The following is a 22,776-nucleotide window of genomic DNA, read 5'->3' as shown; positions in this document are numbered from 1 at the left end:
CCGCTGTAGGAGGCGCGAATGGACTCGCTGACGACCTTCCTGGTCGCCCACATCGGTCAGGCAGACTCGCTGCTGATGGAGTCACGCCAGCTGGTCGGGCTGGTCGCGGCGGTGCTCGCCGCCCTCCTGGCCGGGCAGCTCGGCTGGCACGGCACCGACCGGATCCTCGCCCGCCGCGAACGCGCCGACGACTAGCGTTCCCGGCATCCGGCGCGGCCTAGCGCAGCCGCGCGCGCAGCGCCTTCGCCGCCTCCGGCCAGTCGTCGTCGGTCATCGAGAAGACGGCGGTGTCGCGGATCGAGCCGTCCTGGCGGATCCGGTGCTTGCGGTGGATCCCCTCGAACGACGCGCCGAGCCGCTGGATCGCCGCCCGCGACCGCTCGTTGCGGGAATGGGTGTGCCATCCCACCCGGATCGCCCCCAGGTCGTCGAACGCCCGCTGCAGGAGCAGCAGCTTCGACTCGGTGTTGAAACCCGTCCGCTGCCAGCGCGCACCCAGCCACGTGTACCCGATGCACAGCCCCCGGTCCTTCGGGACGACCTCGTAGTACGACGTCGTCCCGGCGACCTCCCCGGTCGCCACGTCGATCTGCGCCCACGGCAGCCGCACGCCCTTGTCCCGCGCGATCAGGGCCTTGCTCACCATGGCGTGCACGGCGTCCGCGTCCGCCGGCTGCCGCTCGCTCAGCCACGTCCAGACGGAAGGGTCCTTCGACGCCGCGAACAGGCCGTCGACGTGGTCGGGGGAGAGGGGTTCCAACCGCACATAACGGCCGGTCAGGACCGGCTGCGCAAACCATTCGTCGTTCATGGCGTCCACGCTAGGAGGGACCGCCGGGGGTCCGGCAGAGCCACTTCAGGGCGATTCCGGCGGACCACTCGGCGCCGCCGGGGCGGCTACCATGGGGTTTCGACGCGACTGGCGCGGTCAAGGTGGATCACCACCGGGGAGCGAACGACAGTCCGGACACCGCGCGCCTGGGTGGACGGGACCCCGAGCAGGGCTCGGTCCCTGGCGACACACCGCGGAGGCATGCATGACCGCACAGATCCTGGACGGCAAGGCCACGGCCGCCGAGATCCGCTCCGACCTCAAGGGGCGCGTCGAGGCGCTGCGCGACCGCGGCGTGTCCGTGGGCCTCGGGACGGTGCTGGTGGGCGACGACCCCGGCAGCCGCTCCTACGTCAACATGAAGCACCGCGACTGCGCCGAGGTCGGCATCGAGAGCATCCGCCGCGACCTGCCCGAGACCGCCTCCCAGGAGGACGTCGAGCGGGCCGTCGCCGAACTCAACGCCGACCCCGCCTGCACCGGCTACATCGTCCAGCTGCCGCTGCCGAAGGGCCTGGACGAGCAGCGCGTGCTGGAGCTGATCGACCCCGCCAAGGACGCCGACGGCCTGCACCCGATGAGCCTCGGACGGCTCGTCCTGATGCAGCCGGGCCCGCTGCCCTGCACCCCGAAGGGCATCATCGAGCTGCTGCGCCGCTTCGACGTGCCGATCAAGGGCGCCGAGGTCACCGTCGTCGGCCGCGGCATCACCGTCGGCCGCTCGCTCGGCCTGCTGCTGACCCGGCGCAGCGAGAACGCCACCGTCACGCTCTGCCACACCGCCACCCGCGACCTCGCCGCGCACACCCGCGCCGCCGACATCGTCGTCGCGGCGGCCGGCGTCCCCGGCCTGATCACCGCCGACATGGTCAAGCCCGGCGCCGCCGTGCTGGACGTCGGCGTCTCCCGCGTCGACGGCAAGCTCACCGGGGACGTCGCGGCCGACGTCCGCGAGGTCGCCGGCTGGGTCGCCCCGAACCCCGGCGGCGTCGGCCCGATGACCCGCGCCATGCTCCTGCAGAACGTCGTCGAGGCCGCCGAGCAGACCGTCTGACGGCCCACCGGACAGGCGAGAGACCGGACAGGCGAGAGGGCCGCCACCGCACCCGTGGTGGCGGCCCTCTCGCCTTGTCGCTCGCCTTCTCGGAGGTCCCCCGGGCCGGGCCGCGCCGTCACTTGCGCGACCCGATCCGGGCGGGTCAGGCGATCGCCCTCGACTGCGCTGCCGGTGAGGGCGATCGCACGTTCACTTCGGTCGGCCCGGCATCTCAGCTGGCCCGGCGGGTCGCCGCGGTGTGCGCCGCGGCGCGGGCCGGGCCCGTGGGATGGCCGGGGGCGTGTCCCGGCGGCCCGGTCCGGCGCGCGTCCGCCGGACCCCGCATCCCCGGCGGACGCCCGTCGATCGGGGGGCGGCCCTGCTGGGGAACGTGGACCGGCGGCAGCGGCCGGACGAGGCCCATCGCGATGACCTCGTTGGCCAGCCGGGTGCGCCGGTTGGCCCCCTCGGGGATCCGGAACTTCTGGTAGAGCCGCAGCAGGTGCTGCTTCACCGCGGCCTCGGTCACGACCAGCTCTCCCGCGATGTCGCGCGCCGTGGCGGGGGCCACGAACGCCTCGTCCGACAGGGCGGGACGGCACAGCGCGGTCAGCACGTCGACCTCGCGGCGGGTGAGCTCGGGGGCGACGGCGCGCCTCAGCTCGACGTCCGGGTCGACCTCCTCACGGGGGATGCCCCCCATCCGGCAGCGCGCCGTGCCGAAGCTCACGACGTCACCGTCCTCCAGGACACGGCGGGCGATCGGCCGGCCGTTGACACGGGTCCCGTTGCGGGACAGACCCATGTCGACGACGTAGACGTACGGGCCGCGCCGCACGATCTCTGCGTGCAAACGGGACACACTCGGGTCGTCGAGGCGGATGTCTACTCCTCTCCCTCTCCCGACCGTCGTAACGTCGGGGCGCAGCGGCACCACCAGCCCGCTGTCCTCGATCCGCATGAACGGCCCCTCCACGGCAGTCCTCCCAGCTAGTTAGCGACCCCTGTCTGCCGGGTTACCCGGCCGGACCCCCGCCACACCCTCCTACTGGCGAGTAGCACCGATGGCACAAGGCATTCGGGGCTCTTCCCCACCAGCCGGACCGGGTGCGTTTCCGTCGCCGCCGCACAAGTCCGGCCGCCGATTCGCCGGGACGATCTCCCGGCCCCTCACCCGGCCCCGAAGTCCCGCCGTCCGGCGCCGGCGATGTCGTGCCGCGCGCCGATCGGCATTACCGTGGACCCATGAGCACGCAGGTGCACCGGCGCAGGCGGAGAGCGCCGCGGGGCAGGGGCGCCGCCCCGCACTGGCTCGCGCGGCTGCCGTACCTCATCGTGCTCAGCGGCGTGGGCGGCGGCCTGGTGCTGTGCGCCCTCAACTACTTCCGCAAGGGCTCCGGCCTGATGGCCGCCGCGCTGCTGTTCGGCGCGCTGGCGCGGCTGCTGCTGCCGGAGTCCCAGCTCGGGCTGCTCGCGGTGCGCAGCCGCCAGATCGACTGCTGGACGCTGGTGATCCTCGGCGAGATGGTGGCGTTCGTCGCGCTCAGCATTCCCCCGATGAACAAGACCGGCCTCGTCGGCGCGGGCGCGCTCGGCGTGCTGATCGCCCTGGTCATGCTGGCGCGCGGGGTGCGCCTGCTGCTCGTCCGGCGCCGGGACGGTTCGCCGGGCTAACGATGTTTCCGCAGGTCACCGGAGATGCGGCCGGTCCAGCGAGGAGCCCAGGTCTAGACCGCATCCGGGCCTCGGCTAGCCTTGCCAGTTGAGCCTTACAAGGACTGCTGGCCAGGTGTAGGAAAGGGACAGCAACAGCATGCCCAAGATCAAAGTAGCGGGCCCGGTCGTCGAACTCGACGGCGACGAAATGACGCGGATCATCTGGAAATTCATCAAGGACCAGCTGATCCTGCCCTATCTCGACGTGGACCTGAAGTACTACGACCTGGGGATCGAGCACCGTGACGCCACGGACGACCAGGTCACCATCGACGCCGCGAACGCCATCGCCGAGCACGGCGTCGGCGTCAAGTGCGCCACCATCACCCCCGACGAGGCGCGCGTCGAAGAGTTCGGCCTGAAGAAGATGTGGCGTTCCCCCAATGGAACGATCCGCAACATCCTCGGCGGCGTGATCTTCCGCGAGCCCATCGTGGTCTCGAACATCCCCCGCCTGGTCCCGGGCTGGACCAAGCCGATCATCATCGGCCGGCACGCCCACGGCGACCAGTACAAGGCGACCGACTTCGTGGTCCCCGGCCCGGGCAAGGTGACGATCACCTACACCCCGCAGGACGGCTCGGAGCCCATGGAGGTCGAGGTCGCGAACTTCCCCGGCGGCGGCGTCGCGATGGGGATGTACAACTACGACGAGTCGATCCGTGACTTCGCCCGGACGAGCATGCGGTACGCGCTGAGCCGCGAGATGCCGCTGTACCTGTCGACGAAGAACACGATCCTCAAGGCCTACGACGGCCGGTTCAAGGACCTCTTCCAGGAGATCTTCGAGACCGAGTTCAAGTCGGACTTCGAGGCCAAGGGCATCACCTACGAGCACCGCCTCATCGACGACATGGTCGCCGCGGCGCTCAAGTGGGAGGGCGGCTTCGTGTGGGCCGCCAAGAACTACGACGGCGACGTCCAGTCCGACACGCTCGCGCAGGGCTTCGGCTCGCTCGGCCTGATGACCTCCGTCCTGATGACCCCGGACGGCAGGACCGTCGAGGCCGAGGCCGCGCACGGCACGGTGACCCGGCACTACCGGCAGCACCAGCAGGGCAAGCCGACGTCGACCAACCCGATCGCGTCGATCTTCGCCTGGACCCGCGGCCTCGAGCACCGCGGCAAGCTCGACGGCCAGCCCGAGGTCATCGACTTCGCCCGCAAGCTCGAGCAGGTCTGCGTCGAGACCGTCGAGGGCGGCCAGATGACCAAGGACCTGGCCCTGCTGGTCGGCGGGGACACTCCGTTCCTGACGACGCAGCAGTTCCTGGAGGCGCTGGACACCAACCTCCAGAAGAAGATCAACGCCTGATCGCGTTCGTTCTTCGACTCGCAGGGCCGTCCCGGGTTCGTCCCGGGGCGGCCTTCCGCGTTCGCGGGGTGTGAGCCATGTCGGGGCGGGCACCTGCCGGGTGACGGGCGGACGGCGCGCGATAGCCTGGCGTCGGAAATATCTCGACGGCGAGAGAACCCGTGCGGCGGACCGGTTCCATGGGCGGCTCTTCGGCGGTCGGGTTCGAAGGATGGCCGCCTGAGCCCCGTCAGGTCACAGCAGGAGAAGGACGCATGACGCGCACCCCAGTCACAGTCACCGTTACCGGCGCCGCGGGCCAGATCGGCTACGCGCTGCTCTTCCGCATCGCCTCCGGGCACCTGCTCGGCGCGGACGTACCCGTACGCCTGCGGCTGCTGGAGATTCCGCAGGCGGTGAAGGCCGCCGAGGGCACCGCGATGGAGTTGGACGACTGCGCGTTCCCGCTGCTGTCCGGCATCGAGATCTTCGACGACGCGACCAAGGCGTTCGAGGGGACGAACGTGGCGCTGCTCGTCGGCGCCCGCCCGCGCACGAAGGGCATGGAGCGCGGCGACCTGCTGGAGGCCAATGGCGGCATCTTCAAGCCGCAGGGCGAGGCGATCAACGCCGGCGCCGCCGACGACATCAAGGTCCTGGTGGTCGGCAACCCGGCCAACACCAACGCGCTGATCGCGCAGTCGCACGCGCCGGACGTCCCCGCCGAGCGGTTCACCGCGATGACCCGCCTGGACCACAACCGGGCGCTCGCGCAGCTGTCGAAGAAGGCCGGCGTGTCCGTCGCCGACATCAGGAAGATGACGATCTGGGGCAACCACTCCGCCACCCAGTACCCGGACATCTTCCACGCCGAGATCGGCGGCAAGAACGCGGCCGAGACGGTGAACGACCAGGCCTGGCTGGAGAACGACTTCATCCCGACCGTCGCCAAGCGCGGCGCGGCGATCATCGAGGCGCGGGGCGCGTCGTCGGCGGCGTCGGCGGCGTCCGCGGCGATCGACCACGTGCACACCTGGGTGAACGGCACCGCCGAGGGCACCTGGACGTCGATGGCGGTCGTGTCGGACGGCTCCTACGGCGTGCCGGAGGGCCTGATCTCCTCGTTCCCGGTCACCACGAAGGACGGGAAGTGGGAGATCGTCCAGGGGCTGGAGATCAACGACTTCTCGCGCGGCAGGATCGACGCGTCGGTGCAGGAGCTGTCGGAGGAGCGCGACGCCGTCCGCAAGCTCGGCCTGATCTGACCGGCCGCACCCGTACGCACGAGCCCCGGACCCGCGCGGTCCGGGGCTCGTTCGCGTCGTAAATCCCGCGAACGTGTCGGCACCGGTCGTTAGGGTGTGATCGCTTCGAAGGCGACGGGGAGGGACGCGGGTGGCGGATCAGGCTTTCCAGGTGGATCTGCGCGGCGTGGTGGATCTGCTCAGCCGGCATCTGTACGCGAGCCCGCGGGTGTACCTGCGCGAGCTGCTGCAGAACGCGGTGGACGCGATCACCGCGCGCGGCGGGGGCGGCGGCCGGGTGGTGATCGAGACCGGCGGCGGGACGCTGCGGGTGCACGACGACGGCGTCGGGCTGACGGCGGACGAGGTGCACACGCTGCTGGCGACGATCGGCCGGTCGTCCAAGCGCGACGACCTGGGGTTCGCGCGGCACGACTTCCTCGGCCAGTTCGGGATCGGGCTGCTGTCGGCGTTCCTGGTCGCGGACGAGATCGAGGTGGTGTCGCGGTCGGCGAAGGGCGGCGGCGCGGTCCGCTGGACGGGCCGGTCGGAGGGTAGTTACCGGGTCGAGCCGGGCGAGCGGGACGAGCCGGGCACGACGGTGACGCTGCGGCCGCGTCCGGGGTCGGCGGAGCTGCTGAGCGCGCCCGTCGTGGCGGAGCTGGCCCGCGCCTACGGCTCGCTGCTCCCCGTCGACCTCGTCGTGGACGGGGCCGCGGTCACGGGCGATGGCCCGCCGTGGCGGGCGTCCCATCCGGATCCGGCGTCGCGGCGGCGCGCGCTGGAGAGGTACTGCGAGGAGCTGTACGGGTTCACGCCGTTCGACGTGGTCGATCTGGAGGTGGCGGAGGCGGGGCTGACGGGCGTCGCGTTCGTCCTGCCGGAGCCGGTGTCGCCGACGTCCCGCAGCGCCCATCGCGTCTATCTGAAGCGGATGCTGCTGGCGGAGAGCGTGCAGGGGCTGCTGCCCGACTGGGCGTTCTTCGTCCGGTGCGTGGTGGACGCGGGGGAGCTGCGGCCGACCGCGAGCCGCGAGGCGCTGTTCGAGGACGAGCTGCTGGAGTCGGCGCGGCAGGCCCTCGGGGAGGTGCTGCGGCAGTGGCTGGTGCGGCTGGCGGAGACGGATCCGGCGCGGCTGCGCGGGTTCCTGCGGCTGCATCAGCTGGGTGTGAAGGCGATGGCGCTGCACGACGACGACATGCTGCGGATCGTCGACCGGTGGATGGACTACGAGACGTCCGCGGGTCCGATGACGCTGCGCGAGTTCCGGCGGCGGCATCCGGAGGGCCGGTTCGCCGGGAGCGTGGAGGAGTTCCGGCGGCTGTCGGCGGTGGCGGGCGCGCAGGGCGTCGGGCTGGTCAACGGCGGTTACGTGCACGACACCGAGATCATCGAGCGGCTGCCCGACCTCGATCCCGACATCCGGCTGACCCGGCTGGACGCGGCGGAGCTGACCACGACGTTCGGCGTGCTGGACCCGGCGGCGGAGCTGGCGCTGCGGCCGTTCCTGGCGGCCGCGCAGCGGGCGGTGGAGCGGCTCGGCTGCGAGGTGGTGGTCCGCGACTTCGACCCGGCGTCGCTTCCGGCGCTGTACCTGACCAGCCGGGACGCGCAGTTCCGTGACGAGCTGACGCGGGCGCGGGAGGAGGCCGGCGAGCTGTGGGCGGACGTGCTCGGCGCGGTCGGCGCGTCGACCGGCCTGGAGCGCCCGCAGCTGGTGCTGAACTACCGCAATCCGCTGACGCGCCGGGTCACGGCCCTGGGCGCGGGCGGGCCGGTGGAGCCCGCCGTGCAGGCGCTGTACGGGCAGGCGCTGCTGCTGGGCCACCATCCGCTGCGGCCCGCCGACACGGCGGTGCTGAACCGTTCCTTCATCGGCCTGCTGGAGTGGGCCGTCCACAGCCCGGAGGCCACCCAGTGAGCACCGATGACGTCTACGCGCTGATGGGGCGCGCGCAGGAGCTCCCGTACGGGGAGGCGCGGACCGTCCTGGTCGAGGACGCGCTGCGCCGCGCGGAGGAGGCCGGCGACGACGTGCTGGCGTTCCGCGTGCGGACGCGCCTGACCGACGCCTACCAGTTCGGCGGCGAGCCCGCGAAGGCGTTCGCGACGTTCGGCCGGACGCTCGCCGAGCATGACCGCGACCCCGGCCGCTATGACGAGCCGCTCGTGCTGCTGTGGCAGATGAAAGCGGTGGTGAGCTCGCTCACGAAGTTCCCGGAGATCCCGCTCGACCGGACGCGGGCGGTGCTGGACGACATGGAGCGGCGCTACCGTGCGGGCGGCCACAGCCTCCAGGCGGTGTACCGGCGCCGGCACATCGTCGCCCGCCACATCGGCGACCCGTCGGCCGACGACTGGTTCGGCCGGTGGCGCGCCGCCCAGCGGGACCAGCTGTCGGACTGCGAGGGGTGCGACCCGACCGGCATCGTGAGCCATCTCGCCGACGCGGGCCGGTACGAGGAGGCCGCGGAGGTCGCGGCGCCGGTGCTGGCGGCCGAGCTGACCTGCAAGGAGCAGCCGCAGGGCATCCAGACGGCGATGATGCCGGTGTACCTGCGCACGGGCCGGCCCGACGCGGCGGCCGACGCGCACCGACGCGCGTACCGGGTGCACCGGAGCCGGATCGCCGACTTGGGGGACGTCGCCGAGCATCTGGAGTTCTGCGCGCTGACCGGCAACGAGGCGCGCGGCGTGGAGATCGTGCAGCGGCATCTCGGGTGGCTGGACCGGGCGCCGCACGTCCACGCGGAGATGATGTTCGCCGCCTCGGCCGCGCTGGTGCTGGGAAGGGCGGCGGCGTCCGGGCACGGCGCGGCGACGGTCCGGCGGCCCGCGTCGGGCGACCGTCCGGCGCGGGACGTGCCGCTCGCGGAGCTGGGCGCCGAGCTGGAGGCCCGCGCGACGGAGCTGGCGGCCCGGTTCGACGCCCGCAACGGCACGTCCCACCAGGGCGGCAGGGTGCGCGCGATCCTGGCGGCCGAGCCGGTCGCCGGGTTCGTCCCGCTGGCGCCGCACCACCGCCGCTCGGCTCCCGCCCCGGCGGCGGCTCCCGCCGCGCGGCGGCCCGAGCCGGACGGCATCGCGACCGAGACCGACCTCGACGTGCTGCTGGCCATCGGGGACGAGCGCCGCACCAGCCGTGACGCGGCCCGCACGCTGGCCGCGTGGCGGCGCTTCGACGCCGTCGCCGAGACGACCGGGCCGACGCCGCTGCAGCGGGCGCGGCGGCTGGACGCCCGGGGCGTCGAGCGGGCGATGGACGGCGACCACGAGGGCGCGATCGCCTGCTGGGAGGAGGCGTTCCGGCTGTTCGGCGAGCTGGGCGAGCGGGCGCGGCGGTACCGCGTGCTGAGCCGGCTCGGCGCGCTGCGCTGCGACGCGGGCGACGAGCGCGGGCTGGACGAGCTGAACGAGGCCGCCGACCACTTCACCGCGCATCCGGCCGAGGACGGCGCCGCCACGGCGGCGCTGCTGCGGCTGGCCGCCGTCCACCTGAGCCGCGACCGGCACGCCGACGTCCTCGCGGCGCTCGACCGCGTCGACCCGGACGACGCCCCCGATCGGGCGGGCGAGCTGTGGTTCCTGCGGGGCCGCGCGCTGCTGTCGGCCGGTGAGACGGGGGACGCGGCCGCGGCGCTGCGGCGGTCCCTCGCGGAGGCTCGCGCGTCAGGCGACCCGGAGCAGGCGTCCGCCCCGGCGCTGCTGCTCGCCCAGATCCTGGTCCGCGAGCCCGCACCGGAGGGCGGTTCCGGTTCCGGCGGGCCGGGCGAGGAGGTGTTCGCGCTGCTCGACGAGGCGCTCGCCGCGATGCCCGAGCCGTCGCCGATGCGCGCGTCGGCCCACACCGAGCGGGGGCTGGCGCTGCTGTCCGCGGGCCGCCCCGCGGACGCCGTCGCCGACCTCGCCGAGGCCGTCGCCGCGTGGACCGCCGAGGGCATGCACGAGCAGGCCGTCCACCTGCGCGCCGATCTCGCCGCCGGCTACCTGGAGGCGGGCCGCCACCTGGAGGCCGCGGAGGCCGCCGAGGAGGCGCTGCCGCAACTGGCCGGCGGGGCCGCGCGGCGCTGCCGGCTGATCCTCGCGCACGCCCAGAAGGGGCTGGGCGAGGAGGACGGCGCGGCGACGTTCGCGTCCCTCGCCGAGGACGCCGCGAAGGACGGGGAACCGGGCGCGGTCGCGCACTTCCTGGAGGAGGCCGCCGAGATCCTGACGGACCTCGACAAGGACGCCCAGGCCGCCGAGCGGTTCGCCGAGGCGGCCGAGGCGCACGGCGGGGCCGGCGACCCGCACGGCGTCGTCCGCGCCCGCCGCCGTGCCGCGATGTGCCTGCTCTGGAGCGGCGAGCCGGAGCGGGCCGTCGCCACGGTGGAGGCGGCCCGCGCGGCCCTGGACGCCCTGCCGGACGGCCCGCCCCGCACCTGGGAGACCGCGCTCGTCTCCTACGACCAGGCCCGCATCCTCGCGCAGACCGGGCGCCAGGCGGACGCGGAACCGCACGCGTCCGCCGCCGTGGACGGCTTCCGGTCGCTGGACGAGACCGGCCCCGCCGACCAGGCCGCCGCCCTCCTCGCCGACATCAGGTCCGCGCTCCGGGGCTGACCCGGGCCGGCCGCGCTCCGGGGCGACCCGCGTCGGCCGCGCTCCGGGGCCGGCCCGGTCAGGACAGGCGGCGGGCTCCGGCGGACGGGACGGCGTCGAGGAATTCCGGCGCCGTCCAGCCGCGCCTGGCGTAGGCCGCGGCGATGGCGTCCCGGACCCGCTCGGCCCGGTCGGACGCGGTGAGCACGATCACCGAGCCGCCGAACCCGCCGCCGATCATCCGGCCGCCGCGGGCGCCCGCGCGCAGCGCCGCGTCGACGGCGGCGTCGGCTTCGGGCCAGGAGATCTCGAACTGGTCGCGCAGCGACAGGTGGGAGGCGTTCAGCATCGCGCCGAGCTCGGCGACGGCACCGGCGCGCAGCAGCCCGGTGGACGCCTCGACGCGGTGGTTCTCGGTGACGACGTGCTGGACGCGGCGGCGCAGCACCGGGTCGCGCAGCCGGCCGAGCGCGCCCGCGAGGTCCTTGACGTCGCGGAGGGCGTCGACGCCGAGCAGCGCCGCGGCCCGCTCGCATTCGGCGCGCCGCCGCCCGTAGTCGCCGCCGGTGAGGGCGTGGGAGGCGCGGGTGTCGACGGCGAGCAGGGTCAGCCCGGCCCCGGCCGGGTCGAACGGGATCTGGGACGACAGGCCGCTGCGGCAGTCCAGCAGCAGCGCGTGGCCGGGCGTGCACAGCAGCGACGCGGACTGGTCCATCAGCCCGCACGGCATGCCGACCTGGTCGTTCTCGGCGCGCTGCGCCAGCCGGGCCAGCTCCGGGCGGTCGATCCCGACGCCGTGCAGGTCGCAGAGCGCGAGCGCCGTGGCGCATTCCAGCGCGGCCGACGACGACAGCCCCGCGCCCTGCGGCAGGTCGGAGTCGATCAGCAGGGACGCGCCGCCGGTGCCGTGCTCGCGCAGCACCCGCGCCGTGCCGACGGGGTAGGCGGCCCACGCCCGCTCGGCCGGCCAGCCCTCGGAGACGACCGTCCCGCCGTCGACGGGCGCGGTGACGGTGCCGTCCGCCTGGCGGGAGCGGACCTCGATCACGCCGTCGTCGCGGCGCGCGGCGGCCACCGACACGCCGCGCGGCAGCGCGAACGGCAGGACGAGGCCGTCGTTGTAGTCGGTGTGCTCGCCGATCAGGTTGATCCGCCCGGGCGCGTGCCAGACGCCCTCGGCGGCCCGCCCGAAGGCCGCGCCGAAGGCGGTGCGGAGATCGGTCATCGCGAGCGCAGGAAGGTCCAGGCGTCCGACACCATGGCGCGCAGGTCCCGCTCGGGCTTCCAGCCGAGCTGCGACTGGATCTTGTCGGAGGACGCGATCAGCACCGCCGGGTCGCCGGGGCGGCGCGGGTGCACCTCCGCCGGGATGTCGCGGCCGGTGACCTCGCGGCAGACCTCGATGACCTCGCGGACGGAGTTGCCGGTGCCGCTGCCCAGGTTGAAGATCTGGTGGGTGCCGGGCTCGCAGGCGTCGAGCGCGAGCAGGTGGGCGCGGCCGAGGTCGGCGACGTGGATGTAGTCGCGGACGCAGGTGCCGTCGGGGGTCGGGTAGTCCTCGCCGAACATCTTCACCGCCTCCCCGTCGCCGTTCGCGATCTTCAGCACGTTCGGGATCAGGTGCGTCTCGACGGCGTGCCGCTCGCCCTGCGTGCCGTAGGCGCCGGCGACGTTGAAGTAGCGCAGCGAGACGCCGCCGATGCCGTGCAGCCGCGCGTACTCGGCGAGCGTGGTGTCGATCGCCAGCTTGGACGCGCCGTACGGGTTGGTCGGCCGGGTCGGGTCGGTCTCCAGGATCGGCGTCGACTCCGGCTCGCCGTAGGTGGCGGCGGTGGAGGAGAACACGATCCGCGGGACGCCGGCGACGCGCATCGCCTCCAGCAGCGCCAGCGACTCGCCGAGATTCTTGTCCCAGTACAGGCCGGGCTTCTGGACGGACTCGCCGACCAGCGACCTGGCGGCGAAGTGCAGCACCGCGTCGAAGCCGGCGCCGCCCAGCACCTCGGCGGCGGCGCCGCGCAGCGTGCCGCGCACCAGCCGGGCCCCGGCCGGGACGGCGTCCTCGTGCCCGGTGGACAGGTCGTCCAGCACGACCACCTCGTGCCCCGCCTCCAGCAGCAGTGCGGAGACGACGCTGCCGATGTAGCCGGCGCCTCCGGTGACGAGCAGCTTCACGTACGGACCTCCATCAATGCGGACAGGACGGCGGGGTGCCGCCCAGGCTATCCGCACAACCCGCCCCCGAAGGCCCGCGCCACGTGCCGGGCGCGGTGCCGGTGGCGGATCGGCCGTTCGTTCGGGGCGTCCGGCGGGGAAGGTTCCTGCCATGGATCGGACGTCGGCCGGCGGTCCCGCGCCCGCTCCGGTGGCGTTCCGGCCGCCGGGACGGCTCGCGCGGCCGTTGGTGCGGCTGCTGTCGGCCGCCACGGACCTGGTGGTGCGGCTCGCGGGCGGGGACCCGCACTCGCTCCGCGAGGAGCCGACGGCGGAGCGGATGCGCGCGCTCGTGGCGGAGAACACCCAGATCGCGGCGGACGAGCGGGCGCTGATCGAGGAGGTGTTCGCGGCGGGGGAGCGGCCGCTGCGGGAGGTGCTGGTGCCCCGCACCGAGGTGGTGTTCCTGGACGCGGCGCTGCCGCTCGGCACCGCGGCGCGGGCCGCGGCGGGCAGCCCGCACTCGCGGTTCCCCGTGTGCCGCGGCTCGCACGACGAGGTGGTCGGTTTCGTCCACATCCGGGACCTGCTCGTCCCCGCGGACCGGGACCGCGCCCAGCCCGTGGGGGAGCGGCGGGTGGGGGAGCTGGTGCGGCCGGTGAAGTTCCTGCCGTCCTCGAAGCGCGTCCTGCCGGTGCTGTCGGAGATGCGGCGGGAGGGCTGCCACCTGGCGATCGTGATGGACGAGTACGGCGGCGTCGCCGGGATCGTCACGCTGGAGGACCTGATGGAGGAGCTGATCGGCGACATCCGCGACGAATATGATGTGCAGGACGCGCAGGCGCGGCGCCTGCACGGCGGGGTGGTCGAGGTCGACGGCCTGCTCAACCTGGACGACTTCGCCGCCGTGACCGGCATCCGGTTGCCGGCCGGGCCGTACGAGACGGTCGCCGGGCACATCATGGCGGTGCTCGGCCGCGTCCCCGCCGAGGGCGACTCGGTGCGGGCCGCCGGCCGGGACCTGCGGGTCGCCCGGATGGACGGCCGCCGGGTGGCCCGCGTGCGCGTCACGCCGCGGGCGGCACCGCAGCCGGCCCGGCAGCCGGTCCGGCCGGCGGTGCGGCACCCGGCACGGCCGGCGGCGCGGCGGCCGGCGGCGCCGGCGACGCCCGTCCCCCCGGCCGCGGCCCCGCGGCCGGTCGGCGACGCCGCCACCGGCGGCGGAGCCTCCGCAGACACCTGAGAGAATCGGTCCGTGCACATGCCCGAAGCGTCCAGCCCCGTATCCGACCCCGCTGCGTCCGCGCCCGCCCCGCGGGTGCTCTCCGGCATCCAGCCCACCGCCGACTCGTTCCATCTCGGCAACTACCTGGGCGCGTTGCGGCAGTGGGTGTCGCTGCAGGACACCCACGAGGCGTTCTACTGCGTGGTCGACCTGCACGCGATCACGGTCGAGCACGACCCCGAGGTGCTGCGGCGCCGGACGCGGGTGTCGGTGGCGCAGCTGATCGCGATGGGCGTCGACCCCGACCGTGCGACGCTGTTCGTGCAGAGCCACGTCCCCGAGCACGCCGAGCTGGCGTGGGTGATGGGCTGCATCACCGGGTTCGGCGAGGCGAGCCGGATGACCCAGTTCAAGGACAAGTCGTCCAAGCAGGGGACGTCGGCGGCCAGTGTCGGGCTGTTCACCTACCCGGTCCTGCAGGCCGCCGACATCCTGCTCTACACCCCGGAGCCCGGCAGCACGGTGCTGCGCGTCCCGGTCGGCGAGGACCAGCGGCAGCACCTGGAGCTGACCCGGACGCTGGCGCAGCGGTTCAACCACCGGTTCGGCGAGACGTTCGTCGCGCCGGAGGCGCACATCCCCGCGGGCGCCGCGAAGATCACCGACCTGCAGGAGCCGGGCGCGAAGATGAGCAAGTCGGCGTCCTCGCCGCAGGGCATCATCGACGTGCTGGAGGACCCCGGCCCGATGCGCAAGAAGATCATGCGCGCGGTCACCGACACCGGCACCGAGGTCGTGTACGACGAGGAGAAGAAGGCCGGCGTCACCAACCTGCTGCGGATCTACTCCGCGCTGGCGGGCACGCCGATCCCCGACCTGGAGGCCAGGTACGCGGGGTCCGGCTACGGCCAGTTCAAGAAGGACCTCGCCGAGGTCGTGCTGGACACCTTCAACCCGATCCGGGAGCGCACCGCCGAACTGCTGGACGACCCCGCCGAGCTCGACCGGATCCTGGAGAAGGGCGCCGGCCGCGCCGGGGCCGTCGCCAGGCGCACCATGGACACCGTCCGCGAGCGGGTCGGCTTCGTGGGACGCGGTCGCTGACCGTGGCCGGCGAGGGGGCGCGACCCGGGCCCGCGGACACCTTCGTGGGGATGCCCGCGGACACGTTCGTGGGGATGCCCGCGGGCCCGGGGGCGGACGGCGGCGTGCGGATGATCGGGGTCGCGATCCCGATCCCCGAGCCGTACGGGACGGAGTTGCAGCGCACCCGCGCGTCCTACGGCGACCCCCTCGCCACCGCGATCCCGACGCACATCACGCTGATGCCGCCGACCGAGGTGACCGCGGACGAGATGGACGCGATCGAGGCGCACCTGCTGGACGTGGCGCACGCCGAGCGGCCGTTCCGCATCCGGTTGCGCGGCAGCGGAACGTTCCGGCCGGTGTCCCCGGTCGTCTACGTGGCGCTGGCGAAGGGCATCGGCGGCTGCGAGCGCGTCCAGGCGAAGGTCGCTTCGGGGCCGCTCGCGCGCCCGCTGCCGTTCCCGTACCACCCGCACATCACCATCGCGCACCACCTGCCCGACGACGTGATGGACCGCGCGTACAAGGACCTGTCGAACTACCGCGCCGAGTTCGAGGCCTGGGGTTTCTCGCTGTACGAGCACGGCCTGGACGGCGTGTGGCGGCCGCAGTGCGACTTCCTGTTCGGTAATGGGAAACGCCACTCAACGTTCAACGGTTGATTACCGTCCGCCGCATCGAGCGCCAAGGGGTGGGTACGTTGCGTACATGCGGCAGGTGATCAGCGGGATTCAGCGGTGGATCGACGGTGCGCTGGAGGCCGGGAAGGACCTGCTGCGCGCCGCGCGCGCCCGCTGGCGCTGGTTCGACCACCTCGCCCGCGCGTTCGAGCGCTACCAGGAGCGCCGCGGCGACCGGCTCGCCGCCGCGCTGACCTGCTACGGGTTCCTGTCGTTCTTCCCGCTGCTGGCGCTGGCGTACTCGCTGCTCGGCTACCTGGTCGGCATCAGCACGCAGGCCCGCGACTACTTCGTCAAGGCCGTCCGGGAGCTGCTGCCGGGGCTGTCGGACCAGCTGCAGGTCGAGCAGATCGCCCAGTCCAAGACGGCCGTCGGGGTCGTCGGCCTGGTCGCGCTGCTGTTCACCGGGCTCGGCTGGGTGCAGGTGCTGCGCGAGTCGCTGCGCGACATCTGGGGCAACCCGCCGACCGGCGGCGGCAACTACTTCCTCAAGCGGCTGTGGGACCTGGCCGTGCTGGCGTTCCTCGGCGTGATCCTCATCTGCGGGATGGCGGTGTCGACGGTCACCTCGTCGGCGACCCACACCGTCCTCGGCTGGTTCTCGCTGGACGACGTGCCGGGCGCCGGCACCGGGCTGCGGCTGCTGTCGCTGGCCTGCGCCGTCGCGTTCGACACGGTGATCTTCCTGGTGCTGTTCACCCGGCTGTCGGGGACGATCGCGCCGTGGCGGCGGATCATCCGCGGCGCGCTGTTCGGCGGGCTCGGCCTGGAGCTGCTCAAGCAGGCCGCGACGCTGCTGATCGGCCGGACGACGCAGAACCCGGTGTACGCCTCGTTCGCCGTCCTGGTCGGGCTGATGGTGTGGATCAACATCGTGTCCCGGTTCGTGCTGTTCGTCGCCGCGTGGACCGCGACCCGCCGCGTCGTGCTGAAGGCCGACGCCGCGGATCCGGAGAACCTCGCCGAGCAGGAGGTCGCGGCGGTCGAGGAGCACCGCGACCCGGACGGCGGCGCCACCAAGGGCCACATGGACGCGGGCAGGGACGCGGGGACGGGCGAGGACACCGCGAAGCCCGGCGCCGCGAACGCGAAGCTCTAGCGGGCCCCGTCGTCGTAGGAGGGCCCCTCGTAGGAGGCGTCGTCGCGGGGCGGGACGTCCCCGTAGGCCGCCTGGGAGCCGCCGGTGTTCCCGGCGGGCCTCGGCAGCGGGTGGCGGCGGCGCCGGCGGTACACGGTGAACAGGACGCCGGCGGCCAGGAGCCCGCCGACCGTGCCGCCGCCGATCTCGTAGACCAGCGCGGACGAGCCGCCCGAGGAGTCCAGCGAGGTGCCGGGGAGCACGCCGCCCGACTCGCCGTCGGCGTGCTTCTTGGCCTGCGCCGCGGCGCCCGGCGCGACCAGCGTGCCGACCGGCTGGACCTTGCCGCGCGCGGCGAAGCCCCAGTCCAGCAGCTTGGCGCCGGCCTGGAACGGGGAGGTCTCGCCGTGCATCACCGAGATGATGATCGTGTGCCCGTCCCGGCGCGCCTCGGCGACGTAGGTCTGCTGGGCGTGCACGGTGTAGCCGTTCTTGCCGCCGAGCATCCCGCGGTAGCCGTACTTCTGGCCCGGCAGGAGCTTGTTGTGGGTGTAGATCGGGTAGCCGCCGACCTTCTTGTGCTTCTTCTTCTCCTTCTTGGTCAGCGGCGCCGGGAACTGGAACTGGGCGGCCTGCACGTACGTCCGGAACTGCGGGCTCTTCATCGCCTCCCGCAGGAACAGCACCAGGTCGTACGCCGAGGTGTGCTGGGTGCGCAGGTTCAGGCCGTAGTCGACGTCGAGGCCGTTCGGCGACGCGGCGAGCGTGTCGTCGGCGTGCAGGTACTTCGCCTCGGCGTTCATGTCGGCGATGGTCTTCTTCATGCCGCCGTTGGCCTCGGCGAGCGTGACCGCCGCGTCGTTCGCCGACATCATCATCAGCGCGTGGAACAGGTCGGAGACCTTGTACTGCATCTTCGGGGTCAGCCCGACCTTGGTGCCCTCGACGTCGCACGCCTTCTGCGAGGGCCGGACGAGCCGGTCCGGGTTCAGCTTGGCGACCAGGGTGGCCGAGGTCAGCGTCTTCAGCGTGCTGGCCGGCAGGTACTGCCCGTGCGGGTCCTTGGCGGCCAGCACCTCGCCGGTGTCGGCGTCGGCGACCAGGTAGGAGGAGAACTTCAGCTTCGGCAGCGCGGGGACGCCCGGCGCCTGGTTCAGCACGATGCCGCGGCCGGCGAGCTGCGGCCCGCCGACGGGGTCCGACGGCGCCGCCGCGGCCGGGCGCACGGCCGGCGACGCGGCGGCCGGGGCCGCCAGCAGACAGGCCGCGCTCAGCGGCACAGTGATCATCGGCATGGCGCGCCGGACTCCGGTCCGCCCCTGTCGTCCTGCTCGCAAGCTTCCGACGCTCCTCAGTCCCGCAGCGGCCGTCCGGTTCCGCACGCCCATGGCTCCCCCGAAGACTAGGCGACACATCCGGCGAAGGGGTACCCGACCGCGAAGACGGCAAGCTCGGGACAGTTGAGGCGTATGGTGCGTTAGACGATTTTTGTGGTGCTTATGACTACTCACAGTACGTAAGTGGACGCCAGAGTCCGTCACGGTCCGTCATCACAGGTAGTTTGGGGCGGGCGGACTAGTTCGATCGAGTGGTGCCCGCCGCGAGATCGATGACCGAAAAGTAGGGGACGGACCCGTCCGCAGGCCGCCCGTACGAGTCAATTGATCCGCGAAGGGCATGGAGACCGGCGTGGCGGCGGGCGCGGGCGCCATGATGGTGTGAACACGTGACCTGGACCGGCGTTTGTCCAGGCTTAGGGACCCGCTGGCTGAATTGCGCCACGTGCCACGCAACGACCTGCAAGGATTGTGGACGGAGGTTGGCCGTGGCCATTGAGTTCAACGCATCGAGCGGAACGACGCTCGGCGTCGAGTGGGAGATCCAGCTCGTCGATGCGGAGACCCGGCACCTGCGGCAGGACGCGCGCCGGGTGCTCGCCGCGCTGCCGTCGCTCAGCGAGGACGGCGAGATCCCCAAGGTCCGGCACGAGCTCATGGAGTCCACGGTCGAGGTCGTGACCGGTATCTGCCACACCGTCGGCGAGGCCAAGAGCGACCTCGCGGCCACCCTCGCCGAGCTGCGCACCGCCGCCGCCGACCGCGGCATCGCGCTCGCCTGCACCGGCACCCACCCGATCAGCGACTGGCGCGACGCGGTGATGGCGCCGACGCAGCGCTACGCCGACCTGGTCGAGCAGATGCAGTGGCTGGCCCGGCGCATCCAGACCTTCGGCGTGCATGTCCATGTGGGCGTCTCCGACGTCTCCAAGGCGATCCCGATCGTGAACGCGCTGTCGGCCTACCTCCCGCACTTCCTCGCGCTCACCGCGTCCAGCCCGTTCTGGAGCGGCGCGGACACCGGGCTGGCGTCCTGCCGGGCGGTCGTCTTCGGCCAGCTGCCGACGGCCGGTCCGCCCCACTTGCTTGACGACTGGGCGGCCTTCGAGGATTACATGGACACCTTGCTGCGCGCCGGAACCATCCGGAGCATCAAGGAGGTGTGGTGGGACATCCGCCCCCACCCGGACTTCGGCACCGTCGAGATCCGGATGTGCGACGGCATCCCCACCCTGCGGGAGGTCGGCATGGCCGCGGCGCTGTGCCAGAGCCTGGTCACGCTGTTCGAGCAGCAGCTCGACCGCGGCTACACGCTGCCCCGCCCGGCGCCGTGGGTGGTGCGCGACAACAAGTGGCGCGCGACCCGCTACGGGCTCGACGCGATCGTCATCACCGACGACAACGGCAACACCGCGCCGCTCCGCGACGACCTGTACGAGCTGATCCGGGAGCTGGAGCCGGTCGCCGACCGGCTCGGCTGCGCCGAGGAGCTCAAGGTGGCCGGCGAGGTCCTCGAACACGGGGCGCCGTACGAGCGCCAGCGCGCGATCCGCGCGGCGGGCGGCTCGCTGGAGAACATCGTCGACGCGGCGATCACGGAGCTGGCCGAGGACAGGTTCGTCGCACCGGGGGAGGCCGTCCATGCCGGGGCCTGAGCAGCCGGCCGGTCCGGACGGGCGCCCCGAGCGAACGGCGGCGGGCCCTCCGGGCAAGAACACAGGGGACGCCGACGACACCGGTGCCTGTGAGAACACCGATACCGGGCGGCGGCCCAGCGGCCCCGCCCTCGCGCAGGGGGCGCACATGACACAACCGGGACCCGGGGTGATGCCCGGCCTTGAACCACCGACCGCCCCGGGACCGCACGGCCCCGCGGGCAGCGACCGCCCGGCCGCGCTGCGGCCGCAGCTCGAGGTGTTCCTCGCCCGCCACGAGGAGGAGCTGGTCGCGTTCCGCCGCGACCTGCACATGCACCCCGAGCTGGGCTACGACGAGCACCGCAGCACCGCGCGGATCGCCGAGCGGCTGCGCATGGCCGGGCTCGAACCGCGGATCCTGCCGAAGGGCACCGGCCTGATCTGCGACATCGGCCCGGGCGACGGGCCGACGATCGCGCTGCGCGCCGACATCGACGCGCTGCCGCTGCAGGACGAGAAGGAGAGCGCCCCGTACCGGTCGACGGTGCCGGGCGTCGCGCACGCGTGCGGGCACGACGTGCACACCACGATGGTGCTCGGCGCCGGGCTGTTCCTGGCGCAGCAGGCCGAGGCGGGGCTGCTGCCCGGCCGGGTCCGGCTGCTGTTCCAGCCCGCCGAGGAGACCCCGGGCGGGGCGCTGGACGTGATGGCCGCCGGCGGCATCGCCGGCGTCGACCGCGCGTTCGCGCTGCACTGCGACCCGCGCATCGAGGTCGGCGAGCTGGGGCTGCGCAGCGGCCCGATCACCGCGGCCTGCGACAAGGTGTACGTGAAGGTCACCGGCCCCGGCGGGCACACCGCCCGGCCGCACCTGACCTCCGACCTGGTGTACGCGCTCGCCAAGATCATCACCGAGCTGCCGTCGGCGCTGTCGCGGCGGGTCGACCCGCGCTCCAGCCTGTCGCTGGTGTGGGGCCGGGTGTCGGCCGGGTCGGTCGCCAACGCGATCCCCGACGACGGCGTCGCCGAGGGCACCGTCCGCTGCCTGGACGACGAGGCGTGGCACCGCGCGCCGGAGATGATGAAGGCGCTGCTGCAGTCGGTCGCCGCCGCCTACGACGTCGAGGCGTCGCTGGAGTACGTCCGGGGCGTCCCGCCGACCGTCAACGAGGCGGCCAGCGTGCAGATGTTCCGGGACGCGGCGGCGCAGGTCCTCGACGAGGAGGGCGTGGTGCCGACGCCGCAGAGCCTCGGCGGCGAGGACTTCGGCTGGTACCTGGAGTCGATCCCGGGCGCGCTCGCCCGGCTCGGCGTCCGCACGCCCGGCTCGCCCGGCGAGTACGACCTGCACCGCGGCGACTTCGACGTCGACGAGCGGTGCATCCCGGTCGGGGTGCGGGTGCTGGCGGCGACGGCGCTGACCGCGCTGTGGGACGGCGGCCGTCCCGCGGACCCGGAGACGGTCGAGGGCGCCACGCTCGCCTGACGGCGCCCGGCACGCGGCGCCGCCTCCGCCTCCGCCGGCGGCGCCGTTCGGGCCGGCCGGGGTCCCCGGCGGCGTCACCGGGCGCGACCGTCCGTGCGCTGACCTGTGCCGATATGCGTACGCATTGGTAACGGACCTATTGCGAAACGGTGCAAGCCGGCAGTTTTCCACCAACCGCGAGGTAGCGTCCCATCGATTTCGGTGGCCCGTAGGCCACCGATCCCGGGTGGGGAACGGAAGGAGCGCTACCTTGCGCCGTGGACTGAAGATTTCGCTCGTCACCGTGACGGGTGCGGCGCTGACGCTCAGCGCTTCCGCGTGCGGTGGCAAGAAGGCCGGTGGCGACGGCGGCGGGGACGAGGGCAAGAAGACCCTCAAGGTGGGGCTGGCGTTCGACATCGGCGGCCGCGGCGACCAGTCGTTCAACGACTCGGCGGCGGCCGGCCTGACGAAGGCCGAGAAGGACCTGCACGTCACCACCAAGGAGATCTCCGCGCAGCCGGACGAGCCGGACTCCGACAAGGAGTCCCGCCTGCGGCTGCTCGCCAACACCGGCTACAACCCGGTCATCGGCGTCGGGTTCTCCTACACCGCGTCCCTGCTCAAGGTCGCCAAGGACTTCCCGAACACCAAGTTCTTCATCGTGGACGCCGACGGCTGCAAGGTCGAGGGCGCCAACGTGGCCGGCTCCTGCTTCTCCGAGGAGCAGGGCTCGTTCCTGGTCGGCGCCGCCGCCGCGCTGAAGTCCAAGAGCGGCAAGATCGGCTTCATCGGCGGCGTGGACGTGCCGCTGATCCAGAAGTTCTTCGCCGGCTACCAGGCGGGCGCCGAGAAGGCCAAGCCCGGCACCAAGGTGCTGCCGCCGAAGTACCTGACCGAGCCGCCGAACTTCAACGGCTTCAAGGACACCGGGCTCGGCAACGAGGCCGCCAAGGGCCAGCTCGACGCCGGCGCGGACGTCATCTACCACGCGGCGGGCGGCGCCGGCATCGGCGTCATCAAGACCGTCGGCGCGGCCGGCAAGTGGGCCATCGGCGTCGACTCCGACCAGTACAACCAGCCCGCGGTCGCCGACGTGAAGTCGCACATCCTCACCTCGATGGTGAAGCACGTGGACCTGTCGGTGTTCAACTTCGTCGAGTCGGTCGCCAAGAATCAGTTCAAGGCCGGCACGGTGCAGTACAACCTGCAGAACGACGGCGTCGGGTACGCCACGACCGGCGGCAACGTCGACGACGTCAAGGCCAAGCTGGAGGACCTGAAGGCGCAGATCGTCGCCGGCAAGATCACCGTCCCGACCAAGCCCCAGTGACCGATCGGCGGGCCGCCGCGGCACCCGCCGGGCCGGCCCGCCCGGCCGTCTCCCGGCCGGGGCGCGCACCCGGGCCGC

Annotated in this window: 18 protein-coding genes and 1 pseudogene; 14 read left to right on the top strand and 5 right to left on the bottom strand. The window is 73.2% G+C overall.

Features of this window, described 5'->3' with window-relative positions:
• Positions 1–18 precede the first annotated feature (18 nt).
• Positions 19–195 carry a hypothetical protein gene (locus ACA514_RS15035; protein ID WP_375041719.1) on the top strand — a complete coding sequence of 59 codons (177 nt, stop codon included), beginning with the start codon at positions 19–21 and terminating at the stop codon, positions 193–195.
• 22 nt (positions 196–217) lie between these two features.
• Here the strand turns inward: ACA514_RS15035 and ACA514_RS15030 are convergent, their stop codons facing one another.
• Entirely contained in the window at positions 218–811 is a 594-nt protein-coding gene (locus ACA514_RS15030; protein WP_375041718.1) for a GNAT family N-acetyltransferase, read from the bottom strand.
• Positions 812–1,037: 226 nt separating this feature from the next.
• Between ACA514_RS15030 and ACA514_RS15025 the strand changes: the two genes are divergently transcribed.
• A complete protein-coding gene (locus ACA514_RS15025) occupies positions 1,038–1,886 on the top strand; it encodes a bifunctional methylenetetrahydrofolate dehydrogenase/methenyltetrahydrofolate cyclohydrolase (RefSeq protein WP_375041717.1) in 849 nt (282 codons plus the stop codon).
• A 382-nt stretch (positions 1,887–2,268) separates the two neighbouring features.
• Here ACA514_RS15025 and ACA514_RS15020 read toward each other — a convergent pair.
• Positions 2,269–2,844: pseudogene (locus tag ACA514_RS15020) on the bottom strand (FHA domain-containing protein); the annotation flags it as partial.
• Positions 2,845–3,113: 269 nt separating this feature from the next.
• On the opposite strand from ACA514_RS15020, the gene ACA514_RS15015 reads away from it, so the two are divergent.
• From ACA514_RS15015 to ACA514_RS14995, 5 genes are all read left to right on the top strand, one after another.
• Positions 3,114–3,542, top strand: coding sequence for a DUF3017 domain-containing protein (locus tag ACA514_RS15015; protein ID WP_375041716.1), 429 nt, complete (start codon positions 3,114–3,116; stop codon positions 3,540–3,542).
• A 139-nt stretch (positions 3,543–3,681) separates the two neighbouring features.
• Positions 3,682–4,899, top strand: coding sequence for an NADP-dependent isocitrate dehydrogenase (locus tag ACA514_RS15010; protein ID WP_375041715.1), 1,218 nt, complete (start codon positions 3,682–3,684; stop codon positions 4,897–4,899).
• Between the two features lie 254 nt (positions 4,900–5,153).
• Positions 5,154–6,143: a malate dehydrogenase gene (locus ACA514_RS15005; RefSeq protein WP_375041714.1), complete on the top strand. Its 990-nt coding sequence runs from the start codon at positions 5,154–5,156 to the stop codon at positions 6,141–6,143.
• A 130-nt stretch (positions 6,144–6,273) separates the two neighbouring features.
• Complete coding sequence (locus ACA514_RS15000) at positions 6,274–8,043, top strand: HSP90 family protein (protein ID WP_375041713.1); 1,770 nt, start codon at positions 6,274–6,276, stop codon at positions 8,041–8,043.
• Positions 8,040–10,724 carry a hypothetical protein gene (locus tag ACA514_RS14995; protein WP_375041712.1) on the top strand — a complete coding sequence of 895 codons (2,685 nt, stop codon included), beginning with the start codon at positions 8,040–8,042 and terminating at the stop codon, positions 10,722–10,724. The genes ACA514_RS15000 and ACA514_RS14995 overlap by 4 nt, the downstream gene beginning before the upstream one ends.
• 58 nt (positions 10,725–10,782) lie before the next feature.
• Here ACA514_RS14995 and galK read toward each other — a convergent pair whose 3' ends face one another.
• Together galK and galE are read right to left on the bottom strand one after the other, a co-directional pair.
• A complete protein-coding gene (galK, locus tag ACA514_RS14990) occupies positions 10,783–11,928 on the bottom strand; it encodes a galactokinase (protein WP_375041711.1) in 1,146 nt (381 codons plus the stop codon).
• A complete protein-coding gene (galE, locus tag ACA514_RS14985) occupies positions 11,925–12,878 on the bottom strand; it encodes a UDP-glucose 4-epimerase GalE (RefSeq protein ID WP_375041710.1) in 954 nt (317 codons plus the stop codon). Before galE ends, galK begins: the two co-directional genes overlap by 4 nt.
• 151 nt (positions 12,879–13,029) lie before the next feature.
• Here galE and ACA514_RS14980 point away from each other — a divergent pair, with 151 nt between their 5' ends.
• The 4 genes from ACA514_RS14980 to ACA514_RS14965 are packed head-to-tail and all read left to right on the top strand — an operon-like array spanning position 13,030 to position 16,947.
• The gene (locus ACA514_RS14980; RefSeq protein WP_375041709.1) at positions 13,030–14,100 is read left to right on the top strand and encodes a hemolysin family protein; all 1,071 of its coding nucleotides are present in this window, start codon (positions 13,030–13,032) and stop codon (positions 14,098–14,100) included.
• Between the two features lie 18 nt (positions 14,101–14,118).
• Entirely contained in the window at positions 14,119–15,186 is a 1,068-nt protein-coding gene (gene trpS, locus ACA514_RS14975; RefSeq protein ID WP_375041773.1) for a tryptophan--tRNA ligase, read from the top strand.
• Between the two features lie 50 nt (positions 15,187–15,236).
• Complete coding sequence (locus ACA514_RS14970) at positions 15,237–15,830, top strand: 2'-5' RNA ligase family protein (protein ID WP_375041708.1); 594 nt, start codon at positions 15,237–15,239, stop codon at positions 15,828–15,830.
• Positions 15,831–15,876: 46 nt separating this feature from the next.
• Positions 15,877–16,947 (top strand): YihY/virulence factor BrkB family protein, encoded by a 1,071-nt coding sequence (locus ACA514_RS14965; RefSeq protein ID WP_375041707.1) that lies wholly within the window; start codon positions 15,877–15,879, stop codon positions 16,945–16,947.
• On the opposite strand, the gene ACA514_RS14960 is transcribed toward ACA514_RS14965, so the two are convergent.
• Entirely contained in the window at positions 16,944–18,221 is a 1,278-nt protein-coding gene (locus ACA514_RS14960) for a D-alanyl-D-alanine carboxypeptidase family protein (RefSeq protein WP_375041706.1), read from the bottom strand. The genes ACA514_RS14965 and ACA514_RS14960 overlap by 4 nt on opposite strands.
• Positions 18,222–18,751: 530 nt before the next feature.
• On the opposite strand from ACA514_RS14960, the gene ACA514_RS14955 reads away from it, so the two are divergent.
• From ACA514_RS14955 to ACA514_RS14945, 3 genes are all read left to right on the top strand, one after another.
• Positions 18,752–19,918, top strand: a complete 1,167-nt coding sequence (locus tag ACA514_RS14955; RefSeq protein ID WP_375041705.1) for a glutamate--cysteine ligase — start codon at positions 18,752–18,754, stop codon at positions 19,916–19,918.
• A gap of 148 nt (positions 19,919–20,066) precedes the next feature.
• Positions 20,067–21,386 carry an amidohydrolase gene (locus tag ACA514_RS14950; RefSeq protein WP_375041704.1) on the top strand — a complete coding sequence of 440 codons (1,320 nt, stop codon included), beginning with the start codon at positions 20,067–20,069 and terminating at the stop codon, positions 21,384–21,386.
• A gap of 250 nt (positions 21,387–21,636) precedes the next feature.
• The gene (locus ACA514_RS14945) at positions 21,637–22,698 is read left to right on the top strand and encodes a BMP family protein (protein WP_375041703.1); all 1,062 of its coding nucleotides are present in this window, start codon (positions 21,637–21,639) and stop codon (positions 22,696–22,698) included.
• Positions 22,699–22,776: the final 78 nt, after the last annotated feature.

The organism is Actinomadura sp. NTSP31 (assembly GCF_041951385.1).
GTDB classification, from domain to species: domain Bacteria; phylum Actinomycetota; class Actinomycetes; order Streptosporangiales; family Streptosporangiaceae; genus Spirillospora; species Spirillospora napierensis.
Note: the sequence above shows the minus strand (reverse complement) of the source record. Positions and strands in the feature narration are given on the sequence as shown.

What these genes read in the sequence shown, in the direction of transcription:
- ACA514_RS15035 (WP_375041719.1), top strand. Translation starts at nt 19, where the DNA reads ATGGACTCGCTGACGACCTTCCTGGTCGCCCACATCGGTCAGGCAGAC.
- ACA514_RS15030 (WP_375041718.1), bottom strand. Translation starts at nt 811, where the DNA reads ATGAACGACGAATGGTTTGCGCAGCCGGTCCTGACCGGCCGTTATGTG.
- ACA514_RS15025 (WP_375041717.1), top strand. Translation starts at nt 1,038, where the DNA reads ATGACCGCACAGATCCTGGACGGCAAGGCCACGGCCGCCGAGATCCGC.
- ACA514_RS15015 (WP_375041716.1), top strand. Translation starts at nt 3,114, where the DNA reads ATGAGCACGCAGGTGCACCGGCGCAGGCGGAGAGCGCCGCGGGGCAGG.
- ACA514_RS15010 (WP_375041715.1), top strand. Translation starts at nt 3,682, where the DNA reads ATGCCCAAGATCAAAGTAGCGGGCCCGGTCGTCGAACTCGACGGCGAC.
- ACA514_RS15005 (WP_375041714.1), top strand. Translation starts at nt 5,154, where the DNA reads ATGACGCGCACCCCAGTCACAGTCACCGTTACCGGCGCCGCGGGCCAG.
- galK (WP_375041711.1), bottom strand. Translation starts at nt 11,928, where the DNA reads ATGACCGATCTCCGCACCGCCTTCGGCGCGGCCTTCGGGCGGGCCGCC.
- ACA514_RS14980 (WP_375041709.1), top strand. Translation starts at nt 13,030, where the DNA reads ATGGATCGGACGTCGGCCGGCGGTCCCGCGCCCGCTCCGGTGGCGTTC.
- trpS (WP_375041773.1), top strand. Translation starts at nt 14,119, where the DNA reads ATGCCCGAAGCGTCCAGCCCCGTATCCGACCCCGCTGCGTCCGCGCCC.
- ACA514_RS14970 (WP_375041708.1), top strand. Translation starts at nt 15,237, where the DNA reads ATGCCCGCGGACACGTTCGTGGGGATGCCCGCGGGCCCGGGGGCGGAC.
- ACA514_RS14965 (WP_375041707.1), top strand. Translation starts at nt 15,877, where the DNA reads ATGCGGCAGGTGATCAGCGGGATTCAGCGGTGGATCGACGGTGCGCTG.
- ACA514_RS14960 (WP_375041706.1), bottom strand. Translation starts at nt 18,221, where the DNA reads ATGCCGATGATCACTGTGCCGCTGAGCGCGGCCTGTCTGCTGGCGGCC.
- ACA514_RS14950 (WP_375041704.1), top strand. Translation starts at nt 20,067, where the DNA reads ATGACACAACCGGGACCCGGGGTGATGCCCGGCCTTGAACCACCGACC.